General features: G+C 70.7%; 23 protein-coding genes. 11 read left to right on the forward strand and 12 right to left on the reverse strand.

The genetic code is table 11. The annotated features are described in order from the left end of the window. Positions 1-140: 140 nt before the first annotated feature. Positions 141-473, forward strand: coding sequence for an ATP/GTP-binding protein (locus OG709_RS25390; RefSeq protein ID WP_250297791.1), 333 nt, complete (start codon positions 141-143; stop codon positions 471-473). Between the two features lie 32 nt (positions 474-505). Here the strand turns inward: OG709_RS25390 and OG709_RS25395 are convergent, their stop codons facing one another. The 7 genes from OG709_RS25395 to mce form a co-directional block, all read right to left on the reverse strand. After that, the gene (locus OG709_RS25395; RefSeq protein WP_250297789.1) at positions 506-1,351 is read right to left on the reverse strand and encodes an ABC transporter permease subunit; all 846 of its coding nucleotides are present in this window, start codon (positions 1,349-1,351) and stop codon (positions 506-508) included. Continuing rightward, complete coding sequence (locus OG709_RS25400; protein ID WP_250297788.1) at positions 1,348-2,460, reverse strand: ATP-binding cassette domain-containing protein; 1,113 nt, start codon at positions 2,458-2,460, stop codon at positions 1,348-1,350. The genes OG709_RS25395 and OG709_RS25400 overlap by 4 nt, the downstream gene beginning before the upstream one ends. Before the next feature lie 162 nt (positions 2,461-2,622). After that, entirely contained in the window at positions 2,623-3,390 is a 768-nt protein-coding gene (locus OG709_RS25405; RefSeq protein ID WP_250297787.1) for an ABC transporter permease, read from the reverse strand. 2 nt (positions 3,391-3,392) lie between these two features. Beyond that, positions 3,393-4,385, reverse strand: coding sequence for an ABC transporter ATP-binding protein (locus OG709_RS25410; RefSeq protein ID WP_266640714.1), 993 nt, complete (start codon positions 4,383-4,385; stop codon positions 3,393-3,395). A 192-nt stretch (positions 4,386-4,577) separates the two neighbouring features. Next, positions 4,578-5,516 carry a cellulose-binding protein gene (locus OG709_RS25415; protein WP_250297785.1) on the reverse strand — a complete coding sequence of 313 codons (939 nt, stop codon included), beginning with the start codon at positions 5,514-5,516 and terminating at the stop codon, positions 4,578-4,580. 114 nt (positions 5,517-5,630) lie between these two features. Beyond that, positions 5,631-9,368 (reverse strand): polarized growth protein Scy, encoded by a 3,738-nt coding sequence (gene scy / locus OG709_RS25420; RefSeq protein ID WP_329167733.1) that lies wholly within the window; start codon positions 9,366-9,368, stop codon positions 5,631-5,633. Between the two features lie 212 nt (positions 9,369-9,580). Continuing rightward, positions 9,581-10,039: a methylmalonyl-CoA epimerase gene (gene mce / locus OG709_RS25425; RefSeq protein ID WP_250297783.1), complete on the reverse strand. Its 459-nt coding sequence runs from the start codon at positions 10,037-10,039 to the stop codon at positions 9,581-9,583. Positions 10,040-10,185: 146 nt separating this feature from the next. Between mce and OG709_RS25430 the strand changes: the two genes are divergently transcribed. The 3 genes from OG709_RS25430 to OG709_RS25440 all read left to right on the forward strand — a co-directional run bounded on the left by OG709_RS25430 (position 10,186) and on the right by OG709_RS25440 (position 13,775). Continuing rightward, positions 10,186-11,388, forward strand: a complete 1,203-nt coding sequence (locus tag OG709_RS25430) for an acetyl-CoA C-acetyltransferase (RefSeq protein WP_250297782.1) — start codon at positions 10,186-10,188, stop codon at positions 11,386-11,388. A gap of 40 nt (positions 11,389-11,428) precedes the next feature. Further along, the gene (meaB, locus tag OG709_RS25435) at positions 11,429-12,397 is read left to right on the forward strand and encodes a methylmalonyl Co-A mutase-associated GTPase MeaB (protein ID WP_266640712.1); all 969 of its coding nucleotides are present in this window, start codon (positions 11,429-11,431) and stop codon (positions 12,395-12,397) included. 133 nt (positions 12,398-12,530) lie between these two features. Beyond that, positions 12,531-13,775, forward strand: a complete 1,245-nt coding sequence (locus tag OG709_RS25440; RefSeq protein ID WP_250297780.1) for an MFS transporter — start codon at positions 12,531-12,533, stop codon at positions 13,773-13,775. On the opposite strand, the gene OG709_RS25445 is transcribed toward OG709_RS25440, so the two are convergent. Then, positions 13,702-14,310, reverse strand: a complete 609-nt coding sequence (locus OG709_RS25445; protein ID WP_266640711.1) for a PepSY domain-containing protein — start codon at positions 14,308-14,310, stop codon at positions 13,702-13,704. The two genes, OG709_RS25440 and OG709_RS25445, sit on opposite strands and share 74 nt — an antisense overlap. 167 nt (positions 14,311-14,477) lie before the next feature. On the opposite strand from OG709_RS25445, the gene OG709_RS25450 reads away from it, so the two are divergent. Both OG709_RS25450 and OG709_RS25455 read left to right on the forward strand, forming a co-directional pair. After that, positions 14,478-15,140, forward strand: coding sequence for a response regulator transcription factor (locus OG709_RS25450; RefSeq protein ID WP_266640710.1), 663 nt, complete (start codon positions 14,478-14,480; stop codon positions 15,138-15,140). Positions 15,141-15,181: 41 nt separating this feature from the next. Further along, entirely contained in the window at positions 15,182-16,627 is a 1,446-nt protein-coding gene (locus tag OG709_RS25455; protein ID WP_329169199.1) for a sensor histidine kinase, read from the forward strand. A 16-nt stretch (positions 16,628-16,643) separates the two neighbouring features. On the opposite strand, the gene OG709_RS25460 is transcribed toward OG709_RS25455, so the two are convergent. From OG709_RS25460 to OG709_RS25475, 4 genes are all read right to left on the reverse strand, one after another. After that, positions 16,644-17,117, reverse strand: a complete 474-nt coding sequence (locus tag OG709_RS25460; RefSeq protein WP_329167734.1) for a MarR family winged helix-turn-helix transcriptional regulator — start codon at positions 17,115-17,117, stop codon at positions 16,644-16,646. A 108-nt stretch (positions 17,118-17,225) separates the two neighbouring features. Further along, positions 17,226-18,002, reverse strand: coding sequence for an AIM24 family protein (locus OG709_RS25465; protein ID WP_266640709.1), 777 nt, complete (start codon positions 18,000-18,002; stop codon positions 17,226-17,228). Next, on the reverse strand, positions 17,999-18,649 hold the full coding sequence (locus OG709_RS25470) for an AIM24 family protein (RefSeq protein ID WP_266640708.1): 651 nt from the start codon (positions 18,647-18,649) through the stop codon (positions 17,999-18,001). Before OG709_RS25470 ends, OG709_RS25465 begins: the two co-directional genes overlap by 4 nt. Next, on the reverse strand, positions 18,649-19,287 hold the full coding sequence (locus OG709_RS25475) for an AIM24 family protein (protein WP_250297774.1): 639 nt from the start codon (positions 19,285-19,287) through the stop codon (positions 18,649-18,651). The genes OG709_RS25470 and OG709_RS25475 overlap by 1 nt, the downstream gene beginning before the upstream one ends. 177 nt (positions 19,288-19,464) lie before the next feature. On the opposite strand from OG709_RS25475, the gene OG709_RS25480 reads away from it, so the two are divergent. From OG709_RS25480 to OG709_RS25500, 5 genes are all read left to right on the forward strand, one after another. Continuing rightward, a complete protein-coding gene (locus OG709_RS25480; RefSeq protein WP_250297773.1) occupies positions 19,465-19,812 on the forward strand; it encodes a DUF3817 domain-containing protein in 348 nt (115 codons plus the stop codon). Continuing rightward, complete coding sequence (locus tag OG709_RS25485) at positions 19,809-20,102, forward strand: MTH1187 family thiamine-binding protein (protein ID WP_250297772.1); 294 nt, start codon at positions 19,809-19,811, stop codon at positions 20,100-20,102. Before OG709_RS25480 ends, OG709_RS25485 begins: the two co-directional genes overlap by 4 nt. A gap of 73 nt (positions 20,103-20,175) precedes the next feature. Beyond that, positions 20,176-20,685, forward strand: coding sequence for a MarR family winged helix-turn-helix transcriptional regulator (locus OG709_RS25490; RefSeq protein WP_250297771.1), 510 nt, complete (start codon positions 20,176-20,178; stop codon positions 20,683-20,685). 86 nt (positions 20,686-20,771) lie between these two features. Continuing rightward, positions 20,772-21,110 carry a DUF3817 domain-containing protein gene (locus OG709_RS25495; protein ID WP_250297770.1) on the forward strand — a complete coding sequence of 113 codons (339 nt, stop codon included), beginning with the start codon at positions 20,772-20,774 and terminating at the stop codon, positions 21,108-21,110. A 73-nt stretch (positions 21,111-21,183) separates the two neighbouring features. Then, positions 21,184-22,884: an acyl-CoA mutase large subunit family protein gene (locus OG709_RS25500; RefSeq protein ID WP_250297769.1), complete on the forward strand. Its 1,701-nt coding sequence runs from the start codon at positions 21,184-21,186 to the stop codon at positions 22,882-22,884. The last annotated feature ends 34 nt before the right edge of the window (positions 22,885-22,918 follow it).

Raw genomic sequence — 22,918 nt, forward strand, 5'->3', positions numbered from 1 at the left:
CTCGCAAAGTTGTTGTGATTTTCCGGTAAGCACTGGCCCAGGGGTTTCACGTTCTCACGGTGAGGACGACCGGTGTCCCTTTCCGCTGCCCGTAGGCTGGAGAACCGAGAAACTGTCCGGTCTGCCCCGTGAGGTGTTACGTGTCCCCGCGCCGCAACCGTCCCCGTGGGGGCGAGAAGCCGAGCGAGCCCGTGAGCGGGGGTGGGGGATCCGACCGCTTCGGGCTGCAGTCCACCGAGTCCTGGCAGGGCGAGGAGTGGTCGGTCCGCATGGTCAGTGGCGCGAGCGCGCAGGGCAAGCGCTACCGCTGCCCCGGCTGCGACCAGGAGATCCCCTCCGGGGTGCCGCACGTGGTGGCCTGGCCCGAGTACGGCGGGGTCGAGGACCGCAGACACTGGCACAAGGCCTGCTGGAACGCGAAGGACCGCCGCACCTCGCGGGTGCAGCGGTCCCGTAACGCTCCCAGGTACTGACCGGCCCGGCGGCCGGACGTTCCGGGCCGCGGTCAGACGTCGCGCTGGTTGAGCACGGCGAGCGCCGCCCCGTACACGACAGCCGTCACCCCGAGCAGGATCCACAGCGGCTCCCAGCCCGAAGGACCCGAGTTTGCGACCGAGGTGTCGTAGAACGCGCTGAGCTGGTTGGGGATCGAGTACTCGAAGAGCTTCTCGCGCAGGGTCGCCAGGGAATCCGAGAACATGAACAGCGCCAGTACCAGCGGGAGCAGCAGCAGTCCCAGCATGACCGTGATCGCGCCGGCGGAGTGGCGGATCAGCGAGCCGACGGCGAGTGCCAGCAGCCCGAGCAGTGCGACGTAGAGGCTGACGCCCACGGTGGCGCGGAACCAGTCGCCGCCGCTCGGCGCCGAGTTGCTCGTCCCGTTCAGCAGCGCGTACTGGATCACCGCGACCAGCGTGGTCGTCACCAGCAGGATCACGAAGGACAGCAGGAAGAAGACGATGCCCTTCGCGGTGAGCACCCGCCCCCGGCTCGGGCAGGCGGTCAGGGTCGTACGGATCATTCCGGTGCCGTACTCGGAGGCCACCGTCAGGACCCCGAGCGTGATCACGCACATGGAGCCGAGCAGGACTCCGAAGAAGCCCATGCTGAGCACCGGGGTGTTGTTCATCGGGGCACTGCTCGACCGGACGGCGACCGCGGCCAGCAGCCCGATGCCGAAGACCAGCACGAACATCACGCCGAGCGTCCACATCGTGGAGCGCACCGACCTGATCTTCGTCCACTCGGACGCGACGGCATGACCGAGATGCGCGTCGGTCACCGGGATGGGGGAGACGTAGTGCCCGGCCTGCTGCGGCTGCTGGTACGGCGCGGGGGCGGGGATCGTCATCGGAGGTCCTTCGGGGCCGGAGCGGGCGCGGGAGCCGCGGCAGGGGGCGCTGTGGGCGGCGCCGCGGGCGCCGCCGGGGCCGGGGGAGCGGCGTACGGGTTCTGACCGGGCGGCGGCGGGGCGTACCAGCCCTGCTGCGGCATCTCCGGCGGTCCGGCCGCCGGGTGTCCGGGCTGCTGGAAACCGGAGAGCTGGTCCGCGGTGGAGCGGTAGTCGACGGCGCCCTGCGTCATCCGCATGTACGCCTCCTCCAGCGAGGCCTGGTGCGGGGAGAGTTCCCACAGCCGTACGTCCGCGTCGTGCGCCAGGTCGCTGATCCGCGGCAGCGGCAGCCCGGTCACCCGCAGCGCGCCGTCCTGCTCCGGCATGACCTGCCCGCCGGCCTCGGTCAGCGCGGCGGTCAGCTTCTCGCGCTGCGGGACCTCGGGCGTACGCACCCGGGCGAAGTCCGCCGAGTTGTGCGAGATGAAGTCCGTGACGCTCATGTCCGAGAGCAGCTGCCCCCGGCCGATCACGATCAGATGGTCCGCGGTGAGGGCCATCTCGCTCATCAGGTGGGACGAGACGAAGACCGTACGGCCCTCTGCCGCAAGGGACTTCATGAGGTTGCGGACCCACAGGATGCCCTCGGGGTCGAGCCCGTTGACCGGCTCGTCGAAGAGCAGCACCTGCGGGTCGCCGAGCAGCGCGGCGGCGATGCCGAGCCGCTGGCCCATGCCGAGCGAGAAGCCCTTGGAGCGCTTTCGGGCCACATCCTGGAGGCCGACCACCCCCAGGACCTCGTCGACCCGGCTCGCCGGGATCCCGGAGAGCTGCGCCAGCGAGAGCAGATGACTGCGGGCGCTGCGCCCGCCGTGCACGGCCTTGGCGTCGAGCAGCGCACCGACCTGCCGGGGGGCGTTCGGCAGTTCACGGAAGGGGTGGCCGCCGATCGTGACATGGCCGGAGGTGGGCTGGTCGAGCCCCAGGATCATGCGCATGGTCGTCGACTTGCCGGATCCGTTGGGCCCCAGGAAGCCCGTCACGGTACCCGGCCGTACCTGGAAGGAAAGGTTGTACACGGCTGTCTTGGCACCGTAGCGCTTCGTCAGGCCGACTGCCTCGATCATTCTCCAGCCCCATCGACGTCCTCGTGGCGTCGGGGCCTGGCCGTCTCCGGCCAAACGCCCCCGTATGAGTGAGGAGGATATCCAGGCCTTGACGGTTCCGGCCAAGCGTGATCTTTCGCAGCCGCCCGCGGGGCTTTCAGAACACGGTCCAGGCGTCCCGGTCTAGGCGTCCCGCTTCTTGAGCAGCGCGTAGCCGCCGATCACCGCGGCGATCACCCACAGGGCCATGATCCCGAGCCCGGCCCAGGGACCGTACGAGGCGTCGTTATTGGTGAACACCACCTGCGTGATCTTGCGTCCTGCCTGGTCAGGAAGGTACTGACCGTACTTCTTGGTGGCGGAGACGCTCCCCAGGATGTTGGAGACCAGGAAGAAGAACGGCATCAGGATGCCGAGCGACAGCATCGGGCTGCGCAGCATCGACGCGGCGCCCATCGAGAAGAGCGCGATCAGTGTCATGTAGAGCGCCGCGCCGATCACCGCGCGCAGGACGCCCGGGTCACCGATGTGCGAACGGTGATCGCCGAGCAGCGCCTGGCCGAGGAAGTAGGAGGCGAAACTCGTCAGCAGAGCGATGACGAAGGCGAGCGCCGTGGCCACGGCGAGCTTGCTGAAGTAGAAGGTGCCGCGCTGCGGAACGGCCGCCAGCGAGGTCCTGATCATTCCGGTGCTGTACTCGTTGGACACCACGAGCACCCCGAAGACGATCAGCGCCAGCTGTCCCAGCCCGATGCCGACGAAACTCACGGCCGTCGGGTCGAAGGTCAGCTGGTCCCCTTGGTTCATCTTGCTGAACTCGTTCTTGGACACCAGGCTGATCAGCGCCCCGAACGCGACGGTCACCACCAGCGCGAGTGCCAGGGTCCACACCGTCGACTGCACGGACCGGATCTTGGTCCACTCCGACTTCACCACCTGGGCGGCTGCCATGGTCAGGCCCCCCTCTGCTGGTCGCCCCACTGGGGCCCCTGCGGTGCCGGCGGTTGCTGCGACGACTGCTGCGACTGATCCGGAGTCATGCCGTCGTGTGCGTGGTACTCCACCGATTCCGCGGTGAGCTGCATGAACGCCTCTTCGAGTGAAGCCTGCTGGGGACTCAGTTCGTGCAGGACGAGCTGGTGTCGCGCGGCCAGTTCGCCGATCTCGGCGGCGGTGGCTCCGTCCACTTCCACGGAGCCGTTGCCCGCCGTGACCGCCGTGTGCCCGGCGTCGTGCAGGACGTCCAGCAGCCGTTCCTGCTGCGGGGAGCGCAGCCGTACGTACGACCGGGAGTTCTCCGCGATGAAGTCGGCCATGGAGGTGTCGGCCATCAGCCGCCCCTGGCCGATGACGACCAGATGGTCCGCGGTGAGGGCCATCTCGCTCATCAGGTGGGAGGAGACGAAGATCGTGCGGCCCTGCGCGGCGAGCGACTTCATCAGATTGCGGATCCAGTGGATGCCCTCGGGGTCGAGGCCGTTCACCGGCTCGTCGAACATCAGGATCTCGGGATCCCCGAGCAGCGCCCCCGCGATGCCGAGCCGCTGGCCCATGCCGAGCGAGAAGCCCTTGGCGCGCTTCCTCGCCACCGCGGCGAGGCCGACGGTCTCCAGCACTTCGCCGACGCGGGACGCCGGGATGCCGTTGCTCTGCGCGAGACAGAGCAGATGGTTGTACGCGGTGCGCCCGCCGTGCATGGCCTTGGCGTCGAGCAAGGCGCCGATGTACTTCAGTGGGTCCTTGAGCTCCGCGTAGTGCTTCCCGTCGATCCGGACGTCCCCCGCCGTCGGGTTGTCCAGGCCGAGGACCATCCGCATCGTGGTGGACTTGCCCGCGCCGTTCGGTCCGAGGAAGCCGGTGACGATGCCCGGCCGCACCGTGAAGGACAGTTGGTCGACGGCCGTCTTCTCGCCGTAGCGTTTGGTCAGCCCCGAGAGCTCGATCACTGCGTTCCGCCTCGTCGTGTCGGGAAGGTCACCCCCGGCCGCCCCTGCGGCCCCGGCCGGGCCAGCATGAGGGTCACGCTAGGCGCACGACAAGCCCCCCGCCACCGGAATGACGGGGGGCTTGCCATGTGTACGGATTCCCTCAGACGTGCACGGACGCAGCCCCGGGGGAGAGGCGACGTACGGACGCGGTCAGCGGGTCTGCTGAGCCGGGACCCCACGGGAGATCGGCTCGTCGTCGGCCGGCGTACCGGCCGCGGCCACCGCGGCACCGGTCAGCGTGGCCAGCATCTCGCGGACGTTGGTCAGCTGGGCGTTGATCGAGTCGCGGCGGTTGGTGAGCGCCGCCAGCTCGCGCTCCGATTCGCTGCGGATCCGGTCGGCCTTGGCGTTCGCGTCGGCCACGATGTCCTCGGCCTGGCGCTGAGCGGTCTCCACCGTCTGACGGGCGCGGCGCTCGGCGTCCGTACGCAGCTTCTCCGCCTCCAGACGGAGCTGCTCGGCGCGGTGCTCGATCTCGGCCAGACGCTTCTCGGCCTTGGCCTGACGCGACGCCAGGTCCCGCTCCGACTGCTCGCGGCGCTTGGCCAGGTTCGTCTCGAAGTCCGCGGCGGCCTGGGCGGCCTTGGCGCGGGTCTCCTCGAAGAGCGCGTCGGCCTCCTCGCGCTTGGACTGCGCGTCCTTCTGCGCCTCGGAACGCAGCGTGGAGGCGTCGTTCTTCGCCTTCTCGACGATCCGGACGCCCTCGTCCTCGGCCTTGGCCTTCCGCTCGGCGGCGAACGACTCGGCGTCGTTGCGCACCTGCTGGGCGGCCGACTCGGCGAGTTCGCGGTGCTGCTCGGCCGCGCGACGGGCCTCCTCACGGAGGTCCTTCGCCTCCTCCTCGGCCAGCCGGAGAATCTTCTCGACGCGGGCGCCGAGACCGGCGTACGACGGCTCCGCGTCGCTGACCTGGGCCTGGGCGTTCTGCGTCTCGAGGTGGAGTTCCTCGATGCGCTTTTCCAGAGAGGTGATCCGTGCCAGAGCGCTGTCACGGTCGGCGACGAGCTTGGTAATGCGGTCATCCACCTGACCGCGGTCGTAACCACGCCGCACGAGCTCGAAGCCGAATGGGGAGGAAGTGTCGCTCATGGGGTTCCTGTCGAATGAGACCGGTGAGGTGATAGAGGGAATCCTAGGGGCCTGAGCGGCGTGTCATCGAGCAGATGCCTGTTTGATCTGGAGAATGTCCAGCCTTTTGAGTGGCTAGCCATCAGAAGGCTTGCCACCGGAACGAGTTCCGCCTGCTGCCGCACCTGCCTTGACACCGCTCGCTCCGGTGCCGCTGCCTGCTGCTTTGCCACCCCCGGTCGGCGCCTCGAAGGACTCCAGCGCTTCGAGTACGTCCTGCACACGGGAGATCTCCGTCTGGATGTCCGCCCGACGGCGCATCAGCACATCGTGCTCGCGGGTGGCTTCCTCGACGAGCTGGTCCGACTCGGCGGTGGCGTCCGCCTTGATCTGCTCCGCTTCCCGTATCAGGCCGGCCTTCTTCTGCTCGGCCTCCTTGAGGAGCGACTCGGCGCGCTTGACGGCCGCGATACGGACCTTGGCCGCCTCGGACTCGGCGTCCGCGACCAGCTCCTTGGCCTTCTCCTCGGCCTCGGACTGCTGATCGGCGGCGGCCTTCAGCAGATTGTCGACGCGCTCGCCCGCGGACTTCATCTGCTCGGAGGTCTCCCGGCGGGCCCGCTCGTGCAGCTCCTCGATCTCGGCCGTGACGCGGTCGCGCAGCTCCTCGGAACGTTCCCTTATGGCGGTCGCGTCCCGGCGTGCGCCGACGAGCAGTTCATCGGCGTCCGTACGGGACCGCTCCACCAGGCTGTTGCCCTCGATCGTCGCCTCGGCGGTGATCCGGTCGGCCTCCTGGCGGGCCGCACCCACCATCGTGTCGGCCTGGGCCTCGGCCTCGGTGGCGGTACGCAGCGCCTCCTCCTGCGCCTTCGCCATCAACTGGTCGGCCTGCGAAGCCGCGTCGGCCCGGCGCTTGGACGCCGTCTCGCGGGCCTCGTCGAGCACCCGGTCGGACTCCGACTGGGCCTCGGCGCGCAGCTGTTCGGCCGCTGCCGCAGCCTCGGCCCCGACCCGCTCGGCCTCGGCCCTGATCCGCTCGGCGGTCTGCTGGGCGGAGCCGACCGTCTCGGCCGCCTCGGCCCGCATCCGCTCCGACTCGCCCGAAGCCTCGCCGATCAGACGGTCCGCCTGGGCCGCGGCTTCCGAGCGGATGCGGTTGGCGTCCTCGCGCGCCTCGGCACGGGAACGGGCCGCGTCCTGCTCGGCGGACGCCACCGCGTCCGAAGCCTCGGTGCGCATCCGCTGGGCGTACTCGGCGGTGTCGGAACGCAGCTTGTCGGACTCGGCGATCGCATCCGAGACGGTGCGCTCGGCAAGCGACTTGGCGGCCTCGGACTCCTCCTGGGCGACGCCGCGGATCCGGGCGGCGTCCTCGGACGCGCGCTCCCGCTCGGCGTACGCGTCGGAACGGACCCGGTCCGCCTCCTCCTGCGCCTCCGTCCGCGTACGCTCCGCCGCGTGCTCGGCGGCCGAACGCAGCCCGGCGATCTCCTGCTCGGCCTGGTCCTGGAGCCCGGCGACGGACTCCCGTACCTGCTGAGCGGTCTGCTCGGCGGCCGACACCAGCTCGCTCGCCCTGCGGTCCGCCTCCTCGACCAGCCGGGTGGCCTCGGCCTGCGCCTCCTCCACCCGCTTCCGGGCGGAAGCCAGCAGCTCCTCGCTCTGGCCGCGGGCCTGGACCCGCTCCTGCTCCGCCTCGCTCCGGGCGTTCGACAGGGTCTCGTCGGCCTCCCGGCGACGCCGGTTGGCCTCCTCCTGGGCGGCGGCGAGCGCCTCCTGCGCCTCGGTGGCGACCCGTTCGGCCGCTGCCGCTGCCTCGGCCCTCACCCGGTCGGCGCTGTCCTGCGCCTCGGACTTGAGGCGCTCGGCCTCCGCGGTGGCCTCGCCGCGCAGCCGTACGGCGATGTTCTCGCCCTCGGCGCGCGCCTGCGAGGCGTCCGCCGCGGCCTCGTCCCGCAGCCGCTCGGCCTCCTGCTCGGCCTGGGCCTGGAGCGTGCGGACCCGCTCGGCGGCCTCCGTACGCAGCCGGTCGGCCTCCTCGGTGGTCTCCTTGCGGAGCCGCTCCGCCTCGGCGCGGGCCTCGGTCAGCGTCTCCCCGGCGCCGCTCAGCCGCTCCTCGGCCTCGCTGTGCAGCCGGGTCAGCTCATCGGCGGCGTCGGCCCTGCGGGCCTCTATGCCGCGTTCGTTCTCCTCGCGGAGTTCGCGGGCGGCCTCCTCGGACCGGGCGCGGCTCTCCTCGGCCTGCTCCTCGGCCTCCGTACGCATCCGCTCGGCCTCGGCGTGGGCGCGCTCCAGCGTCTCCTCGGCCTGCTTGCGCAGGGTCGTGGCGCGCTCGACGGCCTCGGTCCGTACCCGCTCGGACTCGGTGTCGGCTCCGGTCCGGACCTCGTCGGCGTCGGCCTGCGCCTTGGTCAGCAGCTCCTCGGCGGTCCTGGCCGCCTCCTCGATCTGCTGGACGGCCTCCCGGCGGGCCTCGCCGCGGATCCGCTCGCCCTCGGCGACCGCGTCGGACCGCAGCTGTTCGGCCTCGCCGCGCAGCCTGCGCGCCTCCTCCTGGAGCTCGACGGTCTTGGCGCGGTACTCCTTGGTGTCGTCCTTGGCCGCACCCTTGAGCTGCTCGGCGGACTCGGCGGCCTCGTCGCTGAGCCGCGCGGCCTCCGCCTCCGCCTCGTGGCGGATCCGCTCGGCCTCCTCGGCCGCCGCCCTGGTGGTCGACCGGGCGTCCTCGGAGGCCTTGGTGAGGACCTCCTCGGCGGTACGGGCGGCCTTGGCCAGCTGGGCAGCGGTGTCCTCGGCGGCGGCCGTACGGGCCTTGTCACCGGCCTCGGCGACCATCCGCTCGGCCTTGCCGCGGGCGTCCTCCAGGGCCTGTTCGGCCTCGGCCTTCAGCGCCTCGGCGTCCTTGGTGGCCTCACCGACCAGCCGGGCGATCTCGGCCTTCGCGGTACGGGTGCGCTGCTCGTTGACCGATTCGGCGGAGGTGAGCTGCTTGGCGGCGGACTCCTTCGCCTCCGTGAGCACCTTCTCGGCCTCGGTCCGCGCCTCGCGCAGCGCGCGCTCCGCCTCCTGTACCTGCTGCTCGGCGCCACGGCTGAGCTCGGCGGCCTGCTGCCGGGCCTGGTCGGACTCGGCGGTCGTGGCCGTACGCAGCTGCTCGGCGTGGGAGGTGGCCTCCTGCGCCTGGCTGGACGCGGCGTTGAGCAGCCGCTCCGCCTCGGCGCGGGCCCGGCGCAGGATCGTGTCGGCCTCGCTGCGGGCCGACTCCGCCTCGGAGCCCAGCCGCTGACGGGCCTCGTCGGCCAGCCGGGTCGCCTCGGCACGCGCGGCGGACAGGGCCTGCTCGGCCTCGGCGCGCGACTCGTCCATGAGCCTGCGGGCCTGCGCCTCGGTCCGGGCGCGCAACTGCTCGGCCCACGCCACGTTCTCGTTGACGTGCGACTCGACGGTCTGCCGGCGCTCGGCGAGCTCCTGGTCGAGGCGCTGGCGGCGGGTCACCGCCTCGCTGTGCAGCTCGGCCTGGAGCCTGGCCTGGTGCTCGGCGTGCTCCTGGAGGATGCGCTGCGTCTGGGCGCGGGCGTCGCGCAGTTCGCGCTCGGCGTCGGTACGCAGTTGATCGGCCTGCACCTGCGCGTTCCGCAGCAACTGGTCGGCCTGGTAACCGATGTCGGCCTGGTCGTAGGCAGGACGGGACGCCAGATTGCGGCGCGCCTCGTGGAGCTTGGCGCGCAAGACCTCGACCTGGTAACCGAGGTCCTCGGCGTGCTGGACGGCCTTCTCCCGCTCGGTCTTCAGCCGGTCCATCTCGGCCTCGAACCGCGAGAGATGGTCGTCTTCAGCCCGGTGGCTCTCCTGGCGTTCGTAGCCCCGCACTGCGCGGTCCCGTCCTTCCCCAAGCTCTCAACTTCGTTCGAGCAGGGGAGACCCCACTCCTGATCGCAACACTTCTTCCGTACGCGAGCGCGTCGCCGTGCATGACGGCCCCCCGGGGGAATGGTGTCAGATCAACGACGAGGCATGGGTCACAGGCCCCGATCCGGCCCCGGACCGGAGTCGCCCACTCTACCGGCCCGGGTATCCGGAGGTCAGTGCTCCTTCGGAGCTGGTGAATCCGGCCCGCCCGCCCCGGCGGACGTGACCAGTTCCGTCAGCACACCATGACAGTCCTTGGGGTGCAGGAACGTGATCCGGGACCCCATCGAGCCGATCCGCGGCTCGTCGTAGAGGACCCGGACGCCCTTGTCGCGTACGGCTTCGGAGTCACCGTCCACGTCCGCGGTGCCGAAGGCGATGTGATGCACGCCCTCGCCGTTCTTCGCCAGCCACTTGCCCACCGCGGAGTCCTCGCGCACGGACTCCAGGAGCTGGAGGTACGAAGCGCCGCCGTCCGACGTACCGTTGATCTTGAGCATGGCTTCCCGGACGCCCTGCTCCTCGTTGACCTCGGTGTGGAACACCTCGAAGCCGTATGTCGCCCGGTAGAACTCGACAGTCGTGTCGAGGTCGAAACAGGCGATCCCGATGTGGTCGATTCGCGTCAGCATGCCCCCAGTGCAGCGCGCCGACACATGGTTACGCAACGTGCGCGCGATCACATCCGCAGAGCGGTGACGAGCGGGGGACCGCTCAGTACATTCGAGTAAACCGTCGTTCACTCACCCTCACTCTCTCTTCCAAGGGGCCGAGCCTCATGTCTGGAACGAACAGCAACACCTCCGTGATCGTCGCCGGAGCCAGGACCCCGATGGGCCGGCTCCTGGGTTCGCTGAAGTCCTTCTCGGGCGCCGACCTGGGCGCATTCGCCATCAAGGCGGCCCTGGAACGGGCCGGCATCGGCGGCGACCAGGTGCAGTACGTGATCATGGGGCAGGTGCTCCAGGCCGGGGCAGGGCAGATCCCGGCACGCCAGGCCGCCGTCAAGGCGGGCATCCCCATGAACGTCCCCGCGCTGACCGTCAACAAGGTCTGCCTCTCCGGGCTCGACGCCATCGCGCTGGCCGACCAGCTGATCCGTGCCGGAGAGTTCGACGTGGTCGTGGCGGGCGGCCAGGAGTCCATGACGAACGCGCCGCACCTGCTTCCCAAGTCCCGTGAGGGCCACAAGTACGGTGCGATCGAGATGCTCGACTCCATGGCCCACGACGGCCTCACCGACTCCTTCGAGTCCATCCCCATGGGCGAGTCCACCGAGAAGCACAACACCCGCCTGGGCATCGCCCGCGCCCCGCAGGACGAGTTCGCGGCGGCCTCCCACCAGCGGGCCGCCGCCGCGCAGAAGAACGGCATCTTCGCGGCGGAGATCACGCCGGTCGAGATCCCGCAGCGCAAGGGCGACCCGGTCCTCTTCGCCGAGGACGAGGGCATCAGGGCGGAGACCACGGCGGAGTCGCTGGCCAAGCTGCGCCCCGCCTTCACCAAGGACGGCACCATCACGGCGGGCACCTCCTCGCAGATCTCCGACGGTGCGGCGGCGGTCGTGGTGATGAGCCGGGCGAAGGCCGAGGAGCTGGGTCTCGACTGGATCGCCGAGATCGGCGCGCACGGCAATGTGGCGGGTCCCGACAACTCGCTCCAGTCCCAGCCGTCCCACGCCATCGAGCACGCCCTGGAGAAGGAGGGCCTGACGGTCGGCGACCTCGATCTCATCGAGATCAACGAGGCGTTCGCCGCGGTCGCCGTGCAGTCGATGAAGGACCTCGGCGTTTCCCCGGAAAGGGTGAATGTCAACGGCGGCGCGATCGCCCTCGGTCACCCGATCGGGATGTCCGGGGCCCGGGTCGTCCTGCACCTCGCGCTGGAACTGAAGCGGCGCGGCGGCGGGGTCGGTGCGGCGGCGCTGTGCGGCGGCGGCGGGCAGGGCGACGCCCTGATCGTCCGCGTACCGGGCAAGTAGTTCCCGGACGCGGCAGGTACGGAATCGACTGAGCGGAGCTGTGAACGTGGACGTGGACGTCCCCACCCTGGTCGAGCAGGCCCGAGCGGGCAGGCCCCGGGCCGTGGCCCGGCTGATCTCCCTCGTCGAGGGGGCGTCCCCGCAGCTGCGCGAGGTGATGGCCCGGCTCGCTCCGCTGACCGGCGGTGCGTACGTGGTCGGGCTCACCGGATCGCCCGGTGTCGGCAAGTCGACTTCGACGTCGGCGCTGGTCGCCGCGTACCGGCGGGCCGGCAAGCGGGTCGGCGTGCTCGCCGTCGACCCGTCGTCCCCCTTCTCCGGGGGCGCGCTGCTCGGCGACCGCGTCCGGATGTCCGAGCACGCTTCGGACCCCGGCGTCTACATCCGCTCGATGGCCACCCGCGGCCACCTGGGCGGCCTCGCCTGGTCGGCCCCGCAGGCGATCCGGGTGCTGGACGCGGCGGGGTGCGACGTGGTGCTCGTGGAGACGGTCGGGGTCGGCCAGTCCGAGGTGGAGATCGCCTCGCAGGCCGACACCTCCGTGGTGCTGCTGGCCCCCGGCATGGGCGACGGGATCCAGGCGGCGAAGGCCGGGATCCTGGAGATCGGCGACGTGTACGTGGTCAACAAGGCGGACCGGGACGGCGCGGACGCCACGGCCCGGGAGCTCAACCACATGCTGGGCCTGGGCGAGTCCCGGGGCGCGGGCGACTGGCGCCCGCCGATCGTGAAGACGGTCGCCGCACGGGGCGAGGGCATCGACGAGGTCGTCGAGGCGTTGGAGAAGCACCGGGCGTGGATGGAGGAGCGCGGCGTACTCAAGGACCGCAGGCGTACGCGGGCGGCGCACGAGGTCGAGACGATCGCGGTCACGGCGCTCCGTGAGCGGATCGGGGACCTGCGGGGGGACCGGCGGCTGGACGCGCTGGCCGAGCGGATCGTGGCGGGCGCACTGGACCCGTACGCGGCGGCGGACGCGCTGGTGGAGGGCGTGACGGCGGGGCGCTGAGGTCCGGGGACCCGGGCGGGGCCGCGCGGTTGCCGCCCGGCCCCTGCTACCTTGGCCGGATGTTCCTCCCCCGTGCGTAGGCCGCGACGACCCGACCCAGGTCCCTGTCGTGCCCGCTCTCCGAGGAACTCCCGTGCTGTCCTACGCCGCTGTCCTGCGTGCCCCGCACGCCCGCCGTACCTTCGGCGCCGCCCTGATCGGCCGTCTCTCGTACGGGACGGCCCCCCTCTCCCTGCTGCTCGCCGTGAAGAGCGCCTCCGGCTCCTTCGGCGCCGCCGGTACCGCCATGGCGCTCTTCGGAGCGACCAGCGTCCTCCTCTCGCCCGCCCGCGCAGCCCTCATCGACCGGTACGGGCCGCGCCGTGCCCTCACCCCCATGGCCTGCGGTTACGCGGCCCTGCTGCTCGTACTCGCCGCGGTGACCCGCCACCCCGGTACGCCCACACCGGTGATCGTGGCGCTGACCGCGACCGCCGGAGCCGGTACGCCGCCGCTCGGACCGACGATGCGGACCCTGTGGCGTCAACTCCTTCCCGAACGTGAGCTGTTGCAGCGCGCGTACAGCCTGGACGGCGTGGCCGAAGAACTGCTCTTCGTCACCGGACCGGTGCTCGTCGGGGTTCTGGTGGCGTACGCGTCGGCGGCGGCCGGGGTGGCCGTCAGCGCCGTGCTGGTGCTGACGGGGACCCTCGCACTCGTCTCGTCACCGGTCGCACACGTCCCGCCCGCCCCGCGTGCGGACGACGCGGCTCCGGCCGTACGCGTCCGGGCGGGCTTGCCCGGACAGCCGGTCGTGGTGGCCCTCGCGGTCGGCCTCGGGCTCGGCGGGCTGGAGCTGCTGGTGGTGGCCTTCGCCGGGCACCAGGACCGCCCCGGGGCTGTCGCCTGGGTGCTGGCCGCGCTCTCCGCGGGCAGCGCCGTCGGCGGGCTGGTCAACGGGGCGGTCACCTGGCGGTCCCCGGCCGGGACGCGGCTCCCGCTCATCGCCGCGGCCCTGGGCCTCTCCCTGGCCGGGGCCGGATGGGCGCCGAATCTGTACGTACTGGGCGGGGCCGTCGCCCTGGCCGGGCTGTTCGTCGCCCCCGCGCTGACCACCGCGTACCTGATCGCCGACGAGACCGCCGCCCCGAACGCCCGGACCCGGGCGGGCGCCTGGGTCAACACCGCGGTGAACGCGGGCTCTTCGGGCGGCACGGCCGCCGCCGGCATGCTGATCGGAAGGCTGCCGCTCGCGCTCTGCTTCGCGCTCGCGGCGGCCCCCGCACTGCTCTCCGCAGGGCCGGCCCTGTGGAGCCGGTCGCGGATCAGTCGTCGTCCCGGTCCTGGTGGTCGTCCTCGTGGCCGTCGTGCTCGTGCCGGTGCAGGTGCTCGGCCGTGACCTTGCCGGTGTCCAGGTCGACGTAGACCTCGTGCCGCGCGCCGCCGGTGGCCGTCACCTCGGCCTCCCAGCGGCCGTTGTCGAGCTCGACGGAGGTCACCGTGCCCGCTACGGCTCCGCGGGCAGCCGCTGCCGCGCGGACGGCGGTGACGGGGGCGCCCTTGCGGTCGTCCTGGTCGCCGCCGTCGGTGCGCGAGGAGGTGACCTTGCCGGAGCGCGGGTCGAGGCGGAGTTCGTGCCAGGCGCCGTCCTTGCCGTACAGGTCCACCTCCCAGCGGCCGTGGTCCAGTTCGGCGGAGGTCACCGTGCCGGGGGTGTGTGCCTGCGCCGCCCCGATCACCCGTTCCACGGAGACCGGCCCCGTGGAACCGGAACCGGACCCGGACCGCAGCGCGATACCCGGCGCGGTCACGGACGGGGCCGCGCCCGCCGCCGGAGAACCACCGCTGCCGCCGGTCAGAGCGACCGCCGTGGCCGTGCCGCCCGCGACCAGCGCTGCCGCCGCGATTCCGGCGATGACGATATTGCGCTTCATGAGGGTTCCTCCTGGTGCTCGACGTGGTGCTCGACGTGGGCCCGGTCCGGTGCTCGACGTGGTGCCCGGTCCGGGTGCCGGACGGTCACCAACCTGCCGGGAGGGAGCTGAACGCACCCTGAAGCCCCCTGAAGAAGTCTTCAGGTCGGATTTGCGAGGGTGTCCCCATGCGCCTTTTGATCGTGGAGGACGAGAAGCGGCTCGCGAGGTCCCTGGCCGCGGGACTCACCGCCGAGGGCTTCGCCGTGGACGTCGTGCACGACGGGCTCGAAGGGCTGTACCGGGCCGGTGAGATCCCGTACGACCTGGTCGTTCTCGACATCATGCTGCCCGGCATGAACGGCTACCGGGTCTGCGCGGCGCTCCGGGCCGCGGGCAACGACGTACCCATCCTGATGCTCACCGCCAAGGACGGCGAGTACGACGAGGCCGAGGGCCTGGACACCGGCGCCGACGACTACCTCACCAAGCCGTTCTCCTACCTCGTCCTCGTCGCCCGGATCAGGGCCCTGATCCGGCGCCGGTCCGCCGGGCGCCCGTCGCCCGTGCTGACCGCGGGGGAGCTGAGCATCGACACCGCCACCCGCCGGGTGCACTGCGCGGAGGGCGAAGTCGCCCTCACCGCCAAGGAGTTCGCCGTACTGGAACAGCTCGCCGTGCGCGCGGGCGAAGTGGTCGGCAAGCCGGAGATCCTGGAGCACGTCTGGGACTTCGCCTACGAGGGCGACCCGAACATCGTCGAGGTGTACGTCAGCGCGCTCCGCCGCAAGCTGGGCGCCGGACGCATCGAGACGGTACGCGGCGCCGGGTACCGGCTGGTGTCCCGGTGACCAGCGATCCGGTGACCAGCGATCCGGTGACCCGCACCCCGATGACCCGCAACCCGGTGCGGCGGCTCTTCGGCTCGGTACGGGCGAAGGCCGCGCTCGGCGCGACGGCCGTCGTCGCCGTCGCACTGGTCGCCGCCGGGCTGTCCGTCCTGCTGGTCCTGCGCTCCCACCTCACCGAACAGACCGATCTGCGGGCCGAGGTGGCCGCCCAGGGCGTCGCCTCGCAGGTCGCCCTCGACGTTCCGTACGGCAAGCTCCACCTGCCCGACTCCGACGAGAACCCGGTACAGGTGGTGACCGAGCACGGCCGGGTGCGTGCGGTCAGCGACGATCTGGACGCCGTGACCGGGACGGCCACCACCGAGGTACGGCCGCGGGCGCCGTCCGCGGACGACGACGATGGCGACCACGACGACGACCACGACAGCGGACACGGCAGCGACGACCCGCCCCGCGGCGAAGTCTCCCGCGACAGGACGCACTTCGGCTCCGGCACGGCGACCGTCGACGGTGACACCGCCGACTACCGCTTCGCCGCGGTGGAGGTGACCAACGGCAGTGACGAGACCCTCGTGGTGTACGCGGGCGCGCCCCTGGCCACCGAGCAGAGCGCCGTCGCCACGGTCCGCGACGCGATGCTCGTCGGGCTGCCGGTCCTGCTGCTCGTCGTCGCCGGTGTCACCTGGCTGGTCACCCGCCGTGCGCTGCGCCCGGTCGAGGGGATCCGGCGCGAGATGGCGGCGGTCACCGCCTCCGAGGACCTGACCCGCCGGGTGCCCGAGCCCCGTTCGCACGACGAGATCGCCCGGCTGGCCCGTACGACCAACGAGACCCTCGCCGCACTGGAGACGTCCGTCGACCGCCAGCGGCGCTTCGTCGCGGACGCCTCGCACGAACTGCGCAGCCCGATCGCGAGTCTGCGCACCCAGCTGGAAGTCGGCTCCGCGCACCCGGAGTTGCTCGATGTGGACGGCGCGGTCGCGGACACCGTACGGCTGCAGCAACTCGCCGCCGACCTGCTGCTGCTCGCGCGGCTGGACGCGGGAGAGCGGCCGGGGGAGGGCAGGATCGACCTGCGGGCGCTGGTGTACGAGGAGGTGTCCCAGCGGCGCACGGGGCGGGTCCCGGTGACGGTCCACGCCCCTGACGGACTCGAAGTGGCGGGCTCGCGCGGGCAGTTGGCGCGGGTGATCGGCAATCTGCTGGACAACGCGCAGCGGCACGCCCGTACGGCGGTCACGGTGTCCCTGCGCGCCGAGGCCGGCTGTGTCGTCACGGAGGTGGCCGACGACGGCCCGGGGGTGCCCGCCGCGGAGCGCGAGCGGATCTTCGAGCGGTTCGTACGGCTCGACGACGCGCGGACCCGGGACGACGGTGGTGCCGGTCTCGGTCTTGCCATCGCCCGCGACGTGGCCCACCGGCACGGTGGCACGCTCACGGTCGGCGACGGCGCCGCTTTCGTGCTGCGGCTCCCCGCGTCGGCATAGGCCCGGTCCGGGCGGCTCAGCCCTTGCGGAGTCCCCGGAGCTGATCCGCGACCGGCGTCAGCGACTCACGCAGGTCGGCCAGCGCCTCGGGGGTCAGCAGGCCGACGAAGTGGTTGCGCACCGACGCGACATGGTGCGGTGCGACCTTCTGCATGGTCTCGCCGCCGAGGTCGGTGAGGACGGCGAACAGCCCGCGCCGGTCGGACTCGCAGTGCTCCCTGCGGACCAGTTCGGCCTTCTCCATGCGGGTGATCTGGTGCGAGAGGCGGCTCTTGGACTGGAGGGTGGCGGCGGCGAGATCGCTCATCCGCATCCGCTTGTCCTCCGCCTCCGAGAGATTGACCAGGATCTCGTAGTCGTTCATGGTCAGCCCGAACGGCTGGAGGTCCTTCTCCAGCTGGTACGTCAGCAGCCTGTTGACGTCCAGGTAGGTGCGCCAGGCGCACTGCTCGGCATCGCTCAGCCAAGGGGTGGCTGTCTCGGTCTCCATGATGAGAATTCTACCTAAGAAGTTGAATATTGGACAATTCTGGGAGGGGGTGACGCATGACACGCGTCGGGGTTCAGGTGTTCGACGTCACCCTCCGCAGACTATCGCTCACAGCCCGAAGCGGCGCTGAAGATCTCCGACCTGGCCGGGAAACCGCGATCCTGCGCTGTTTTGGCCGGAACGCGGTCCTTGTCCACCAGGAATTCCGGGCTCGTCCGGCACCGGCCCGGTCGGCTGCTCCGGCAGCAGCGCCTCGGTCGACTGGAGCAGCACGGTCCCGGCCCCCACGAACTCGAACTGGTGCTCCTCGCCGGACGTACCGCCGAGACCGGTGAGCGATCTGATCCCGCCCAGCACCCCTGTCATGTAGGCGTGGTCGTAGTGGTGGCACGGCGACGGACAGTCCGCCCAGCCGACCAGCGCCTGCGGGTCCACCCGGATCGGCGGCTCCATGAAGACGACGGGACCGTTCGAGGCGGCCACGAACGTGCCCGTGCCGAGCAGCGTGAGGAAGCCCGGCACGATCGACTGCTTCAGGGCCAGCGAGGGCTCGAAGGCCAGCAGGTTCCCCGAGCGGATCGTGAGGTTGCCGTCCTCCAGGTCGTACGAATTCACATCGAAGGCCCGGTCGGCGAGCAGCATCTTCCCCGAGCCCTCCGCCACCACCCAGTCCGCGGCGTGGATCGGCGAGTGGAAGCTGCTGCGCAGCAGATGGTCGAGGCGGCCGTTGCCGAATCCGCTGTAGTCGATGCGCCCGTAGTAGGCGATCATCTTGCCCTTCTGCAGGAACCACTGACTGCTCTTGAGCTCCACGCAGAAGGTGTAGTTGTTGACGTTGTCGTTGGCGGGCAACGTCATCGGGTCGTGGACCACGGGTCCCGTCACAGCTTCTCCTCCGAGGCCTGTACGTACACCGAGCCGTTGCCCGACAGCTCCAGCTGGAACGCCTCGCCCGAGCCCCGGCCGACCATCTCCCGCCAGCCGAGCGCCGCGGAGAGCTTGTTGCGTACGTCCCCGTGGTGGGCGACGTACGCCTGTGGATCGACGTGCACCGGCTGCTGCGGCGTGATCGGCAGCTCCACGACGCCGCCGTGTGCCATCACCGCCACCGCGCCGTGGCCCTTCAGCGTCGTGGTGAAGAGCCCCTGGCCGGCCACCTGGCCGCGCACCATCCCCATGACCCCGCCCTGCGAGCCCATGAACATCGTGCCCTGCTTGAGCGACCCGTCGAACGCCAGCAGCCGGTCCGCCTCCACGTACAGGGTGTCGCCGGCCAGGGTGATCAGCTGGATGTGGTGGCCGCCGTGACCGAACATCACCGTGCCGTTCCCCTCGACCGTCATCAGCGGGGTCGCCTCGTTCGCCACCCGCCGCCCGATCATGGACAGCACCCCGCCCTGCCCGCCCTGGATGTTCGGGGTGAAGGTCACGTCGCCCTTGTACGCGAGCATCGCGCCGCGCTGGCAGTACAGCTTCTGGCCGGGGACCACCGTCGCCTCGACCATCTTCGAGTTGATCTCACCGAACGGCATCAGACGTCGCCCCCGATGGTGGAACGCTCGCTGGGCTGCACGTACACCAGGCCCTCGCCCTCGAAGCGGATCTGGAAGGACTCGCCGGACCCCTCGCCCATGAACGTGCGGAAGCCGACACCCGTCTGGAAGTGCTGCCGGAGACTGCCGGTGTGCGCGATGTACGCGCCGGGGTCGACCTGGAGCGGGTACTGGGGGCTCACCCGCAGCACGACCGCCGGACCGTCCGACAGGATCGCGGCCTGCCCGGTCCCCTCGACGGTGGTGGTGAACAGACCGTTGCCCTGGGAGGCGCCGCGCAGGCCGGTGAAGGTCGTCCCGGTGCGCAGCCCGGCGTCCGTGCAGAGGAGGTTGCTCGCCTCGACATGGAGCTTCTCGCCGTGCAGCGCGACGAGATTGATCTCGGTGGCACGGTCCGCGAAGTAGCACGTGCCCTTGCCACGCACCTCCATCACGGTCATCTGCTCACCGGTCAGCCGCCGGGTCACCATCCCGCGGAGGCCCTCACCGCCGCCGGTCATCTTCTTGAAGGTCATCTGGCCGTCGTAGGCGACCATCGAGCCGTTCTTCGCTTTGACGGCGTCGCCTGTCATGTCGACGGCGAGCATCCTGCTGCCTTGGAGTCGGAACTGAGCCACAGGAACGACGGTATCGGCCCGGGGCAAGGGCGAACAGGGTTCCCAGGGTGTGGACGCACCCTGAAAGAGCCCTGATATGTGGGGCTGCCACAATGGTTCCGAGTTTGTGCGTGCTTTCACAAGATCACGCGTACGTGTGATCACGCCCCCCGTCGCCCGCTGCTGAAGGTTTCCTCCGTGGACATCAAGACCGCATCCGCAATCCGCCGCCTCCGCCTGGTATCCGCCCCCGAAGGCGTCTCCTTCCTGCTGCTGCTCGTCTGCTCCGTGCTCAAGCGGACGACGGACTTCAACGCGGTGCCGGTGATGGGCATGGTGCACGGCATCCTCTTCGTGCTCTACGTGATCTTCTGGGCGGACGCCTGGAACCGCACCAAGTGGCCCGCGAAGACCGCCGCCCTCTACTTCGTCCTCTCGGTGCTGCCGACCGGCGGCTTCTTCGCCGAGCGCAAGCTGCGCCGCGAGGCCGAGAACGCGATCATCGCTTCCCGCGCGCGCCGCGAAGGCGTGGTGGAGGCGTCATGATCGTCGCCTTCTCGGTCTCCCCGCTGGGTGTGGGCGAGGACGTCGGTGAGTACGTCGCCGACGCCGTCCGCGTCGTACGCGAGTCGGGGCTCCCCAACCGCACGGACGCGATGTTCACCTCGATCGAGGGCGAGTGGGACGAGGTCATGGACGTCGTGAAGCGCGCCGTCGCCGCGGTCGAGGCGCGTGCGCCGCGGGTCTCGCTCGTACTGAAGGCCGACATCCGGCCGGGCGTCACGGACGGTCTGACCTCCAAGGTCGAAACCGTGGAGCGGCACCTCGCCGACTAGTCCCTACCTCCGGATCGGACCGAAAGGCGAGACAGGGCTGACCGGCATATGACCGGCCGGTAGGGTCGATGCCGTGCCGAAGCCGCTCAGTCTTGCCTTCGATCCCATCGCGCGCGCCGACGAACTCTGGCAGCAGCGCTGGGGACCCGTGCCCTCGATGGCCGCGATCACCTCCATCATGCGTGCGCACCAGATCCTGCTCGCGGAGGTCGACGCGGTCGTCAAGCCGTACGGGCTGACCTTCGCGCGCTACGAGGCGCTCGTCCTGCTCACCTTCTCCAAGGCCGGAGAGCTGCCGATGTCCAAGATCGGTGAGCGGCTGATGGTGCATCCCACCTCGGTGACGAACACCGTCGACCGGCTGGTGAAGTCGGGCCTGGTCGACAAGCGCCCCAACCCGAACGACGGGCGGGGCACGCTGGCCTCCATCACCGACAAGGGCCGCGAGGTCGTCGAGGAGGCCAGCGCGGATCTGATGAAGATGGACTTCGGGCTGCGCGCCTACGACGCGGAGGAGTGCGCGGAGATCTTCGCGATGCTCAGGCCGCTGCGGGTGGCCGCGGAGGATTTCGAGGACTCCTGAGCCGTGTTCTGGCAGGTGGGAGCGGCCGTCGGGGGATCGGCAACCCCGCCGAAGATCGCCCGCCCTGTCCGGATACGCTCGACTCCATGAAACGAAGCGTGCTGACCCGCTACCGCGTGATGGCCTATGTCACCGGTGTGCTGCTGGTCCTGCTCACCCTCGGCGTCATCGCCAAGTACCTGCTGGACATCGACGGGGCGACCGGCTTTGTCAGCATCGTCGGCATCGCGCACGGCTGGCTGTACGTCGTGTACCTCGTCTTCGCCTTCGACCTGGGCTCCAAGGCCAAGTGGCCGGTGACGAAGCAGCTCTGGGTGCTGCTGGCGGGAACGATTCCGACCGCGGCTTTCTTTGTCGAGCGCAAGATCTCCAAGGAGCTGGAACCGCAGGTCAGGGAGCCGGTCCCGGCTGCGGCCAAGGCGTAACCCCCACCGCCCGTGCGATGCGCGGGCGGTTTGCCGTCGACATTTACTTGGACGTCCTAGTAAATTCGAGTGCATGGACGCTCACGCCGTTGAAGAAGGCCGCCGCCGCTGGCAGGCCCGGTACGACAAGGCCCGCAAGCGGGACGCCGATTTCACCACGCTCTCCGGTGACCAGGTGGACCCGGTGTACGGACCCCGGCCCGGGGACACGTACGAAGGGTTCGAGCGGATCGGCTGGCCGGGCGAGTACCCCTACACCCGGGGTCTGCACGCCACCGGATACCGCGGCCGTACCTGGACCATCAGGCAGTTCGCCGGTTTCGGCAACGCCCGGCAGACCAACGAGCGGTACAAGACGATCCTCGCCAACGGCGGCGGCGGCCTCTCGGTCGCCTTCGACATGCCGACCCTGATGGGCCGCGACTCCGACGAGCCGAAGGCGCTCGGCGAGGTCGGCCACTGCGGGGTCGCCATCGACTCGGCCGCCGACATGGAGGTCCTCTTCCAGGACATCCCGCTCGGCGACGTCACCACGTCGATGACGATCAGCGGCCCGGCCGTCCCGGTCTTCTGCATGTACCTGGTCGCCGCCGAGCGCCAGGGCATCGATCCGGCCGTGCTCAACGGCACGCTCCAGACGGACATCTTCAAGGAGTACATCGCGCAGAAGGAGTGGCTCTTCCAGCCCGAGCCGCATCTGCGCCTGATCGGTGACCTGATGGAGCACTGCGCCGCCTCCATCCCCGCGTACAAGCCGCTCTCGGTCTCCGGGTACCACATCCGCGAGGCGGGCGCGACGGCCGCGCAGGAGCTGGCGTACACCCTGGCCGACGGCTTCGGCTACGTGGAGCTCGGCCTCTCCCGCGGCATGGACGTGGACGTCTTCGCGCCCGGCCTCAGCTTCTTCTTCGACGCGCACGTCGACTTCTTCGAGGAGATCGCCAAGTTCCGCGCGGCGCGCAGGATCTGGGCGCGCTGGATGAAGGACGTGTACGGCGCCCGGACCGACAAGGCGCAGTGGCTCCGTTTCCACACCCAGACGGCCGGTGTGTCGCTGACCGCGCAGCAGCCGTACAACAACGTCGTACGGACCGCGGTCGAGGCGCTGGCCGCGGTCCTCGGCGGCACCAACTCCCTGCACACCAACGCCCTGGACGAGACCCTCGCGCTGCCGAGCGAGCAGGCGGCGGAGATCGCCCTGCGCACGCAGCAGGTGCTGATGGAGGAGACGGGCGTCGCTAATGTGGCCGACCCGCTCGGCGGTTCCTGGTACATCGAGCAGCTCACCGACCGCATCGAGGCCGACGCCGAGAAGATCTTCGAGCAGATCAAGGAGCGCGGCCTGCGCGCGCACCCCGACGGGCAGCACCCGATCGGGCCGGTCACCTCGGGGATCCTGCGCGGCATCGAGGACGGCTGGTTCACCGGGGAGATCGCCGAGTCGGCCTTCCAGTACCAGCGCTCGGTGGAGAAGGGCGACAAGCGGGTCGTCGGCGTCAACTGTCTGCACGGCTCGGTGACGGGCGACCTGGAGATCCTGCGGGTCAGCCACGAGGTGGAACGCGACCAGGTCGAGGACCTGACAGGCCGCAAGGCGGCCCGGGACGAGACCCGCGTGCGGTCCGCGCTGGACGCCATGCTGGCAGCGGCCCGGGACGGCTCGAACATGATCGAGCCGATGCTGGCCGCGGTCCGGGTGGAGGCGACGCTCGGCGAGATCTGCGGGGTGCTGCGGGACGAGTGGGGGGTGTACACGGAGCCGCCCGGGTTCTGAGCGGTCTGGATCCCGGGCGCCGGGCCCGGGTCCT

This window comes from Streptomyces sp. NBC_01267 (assembly GCF_036241575.1).
In the GTDB taxonomy this organism is placed as follows: domain Bacteria; phylum Actinomycetota; class Actinomycetes; order Streptomycetales; family Streptomycetaceae; genus Streptomyces.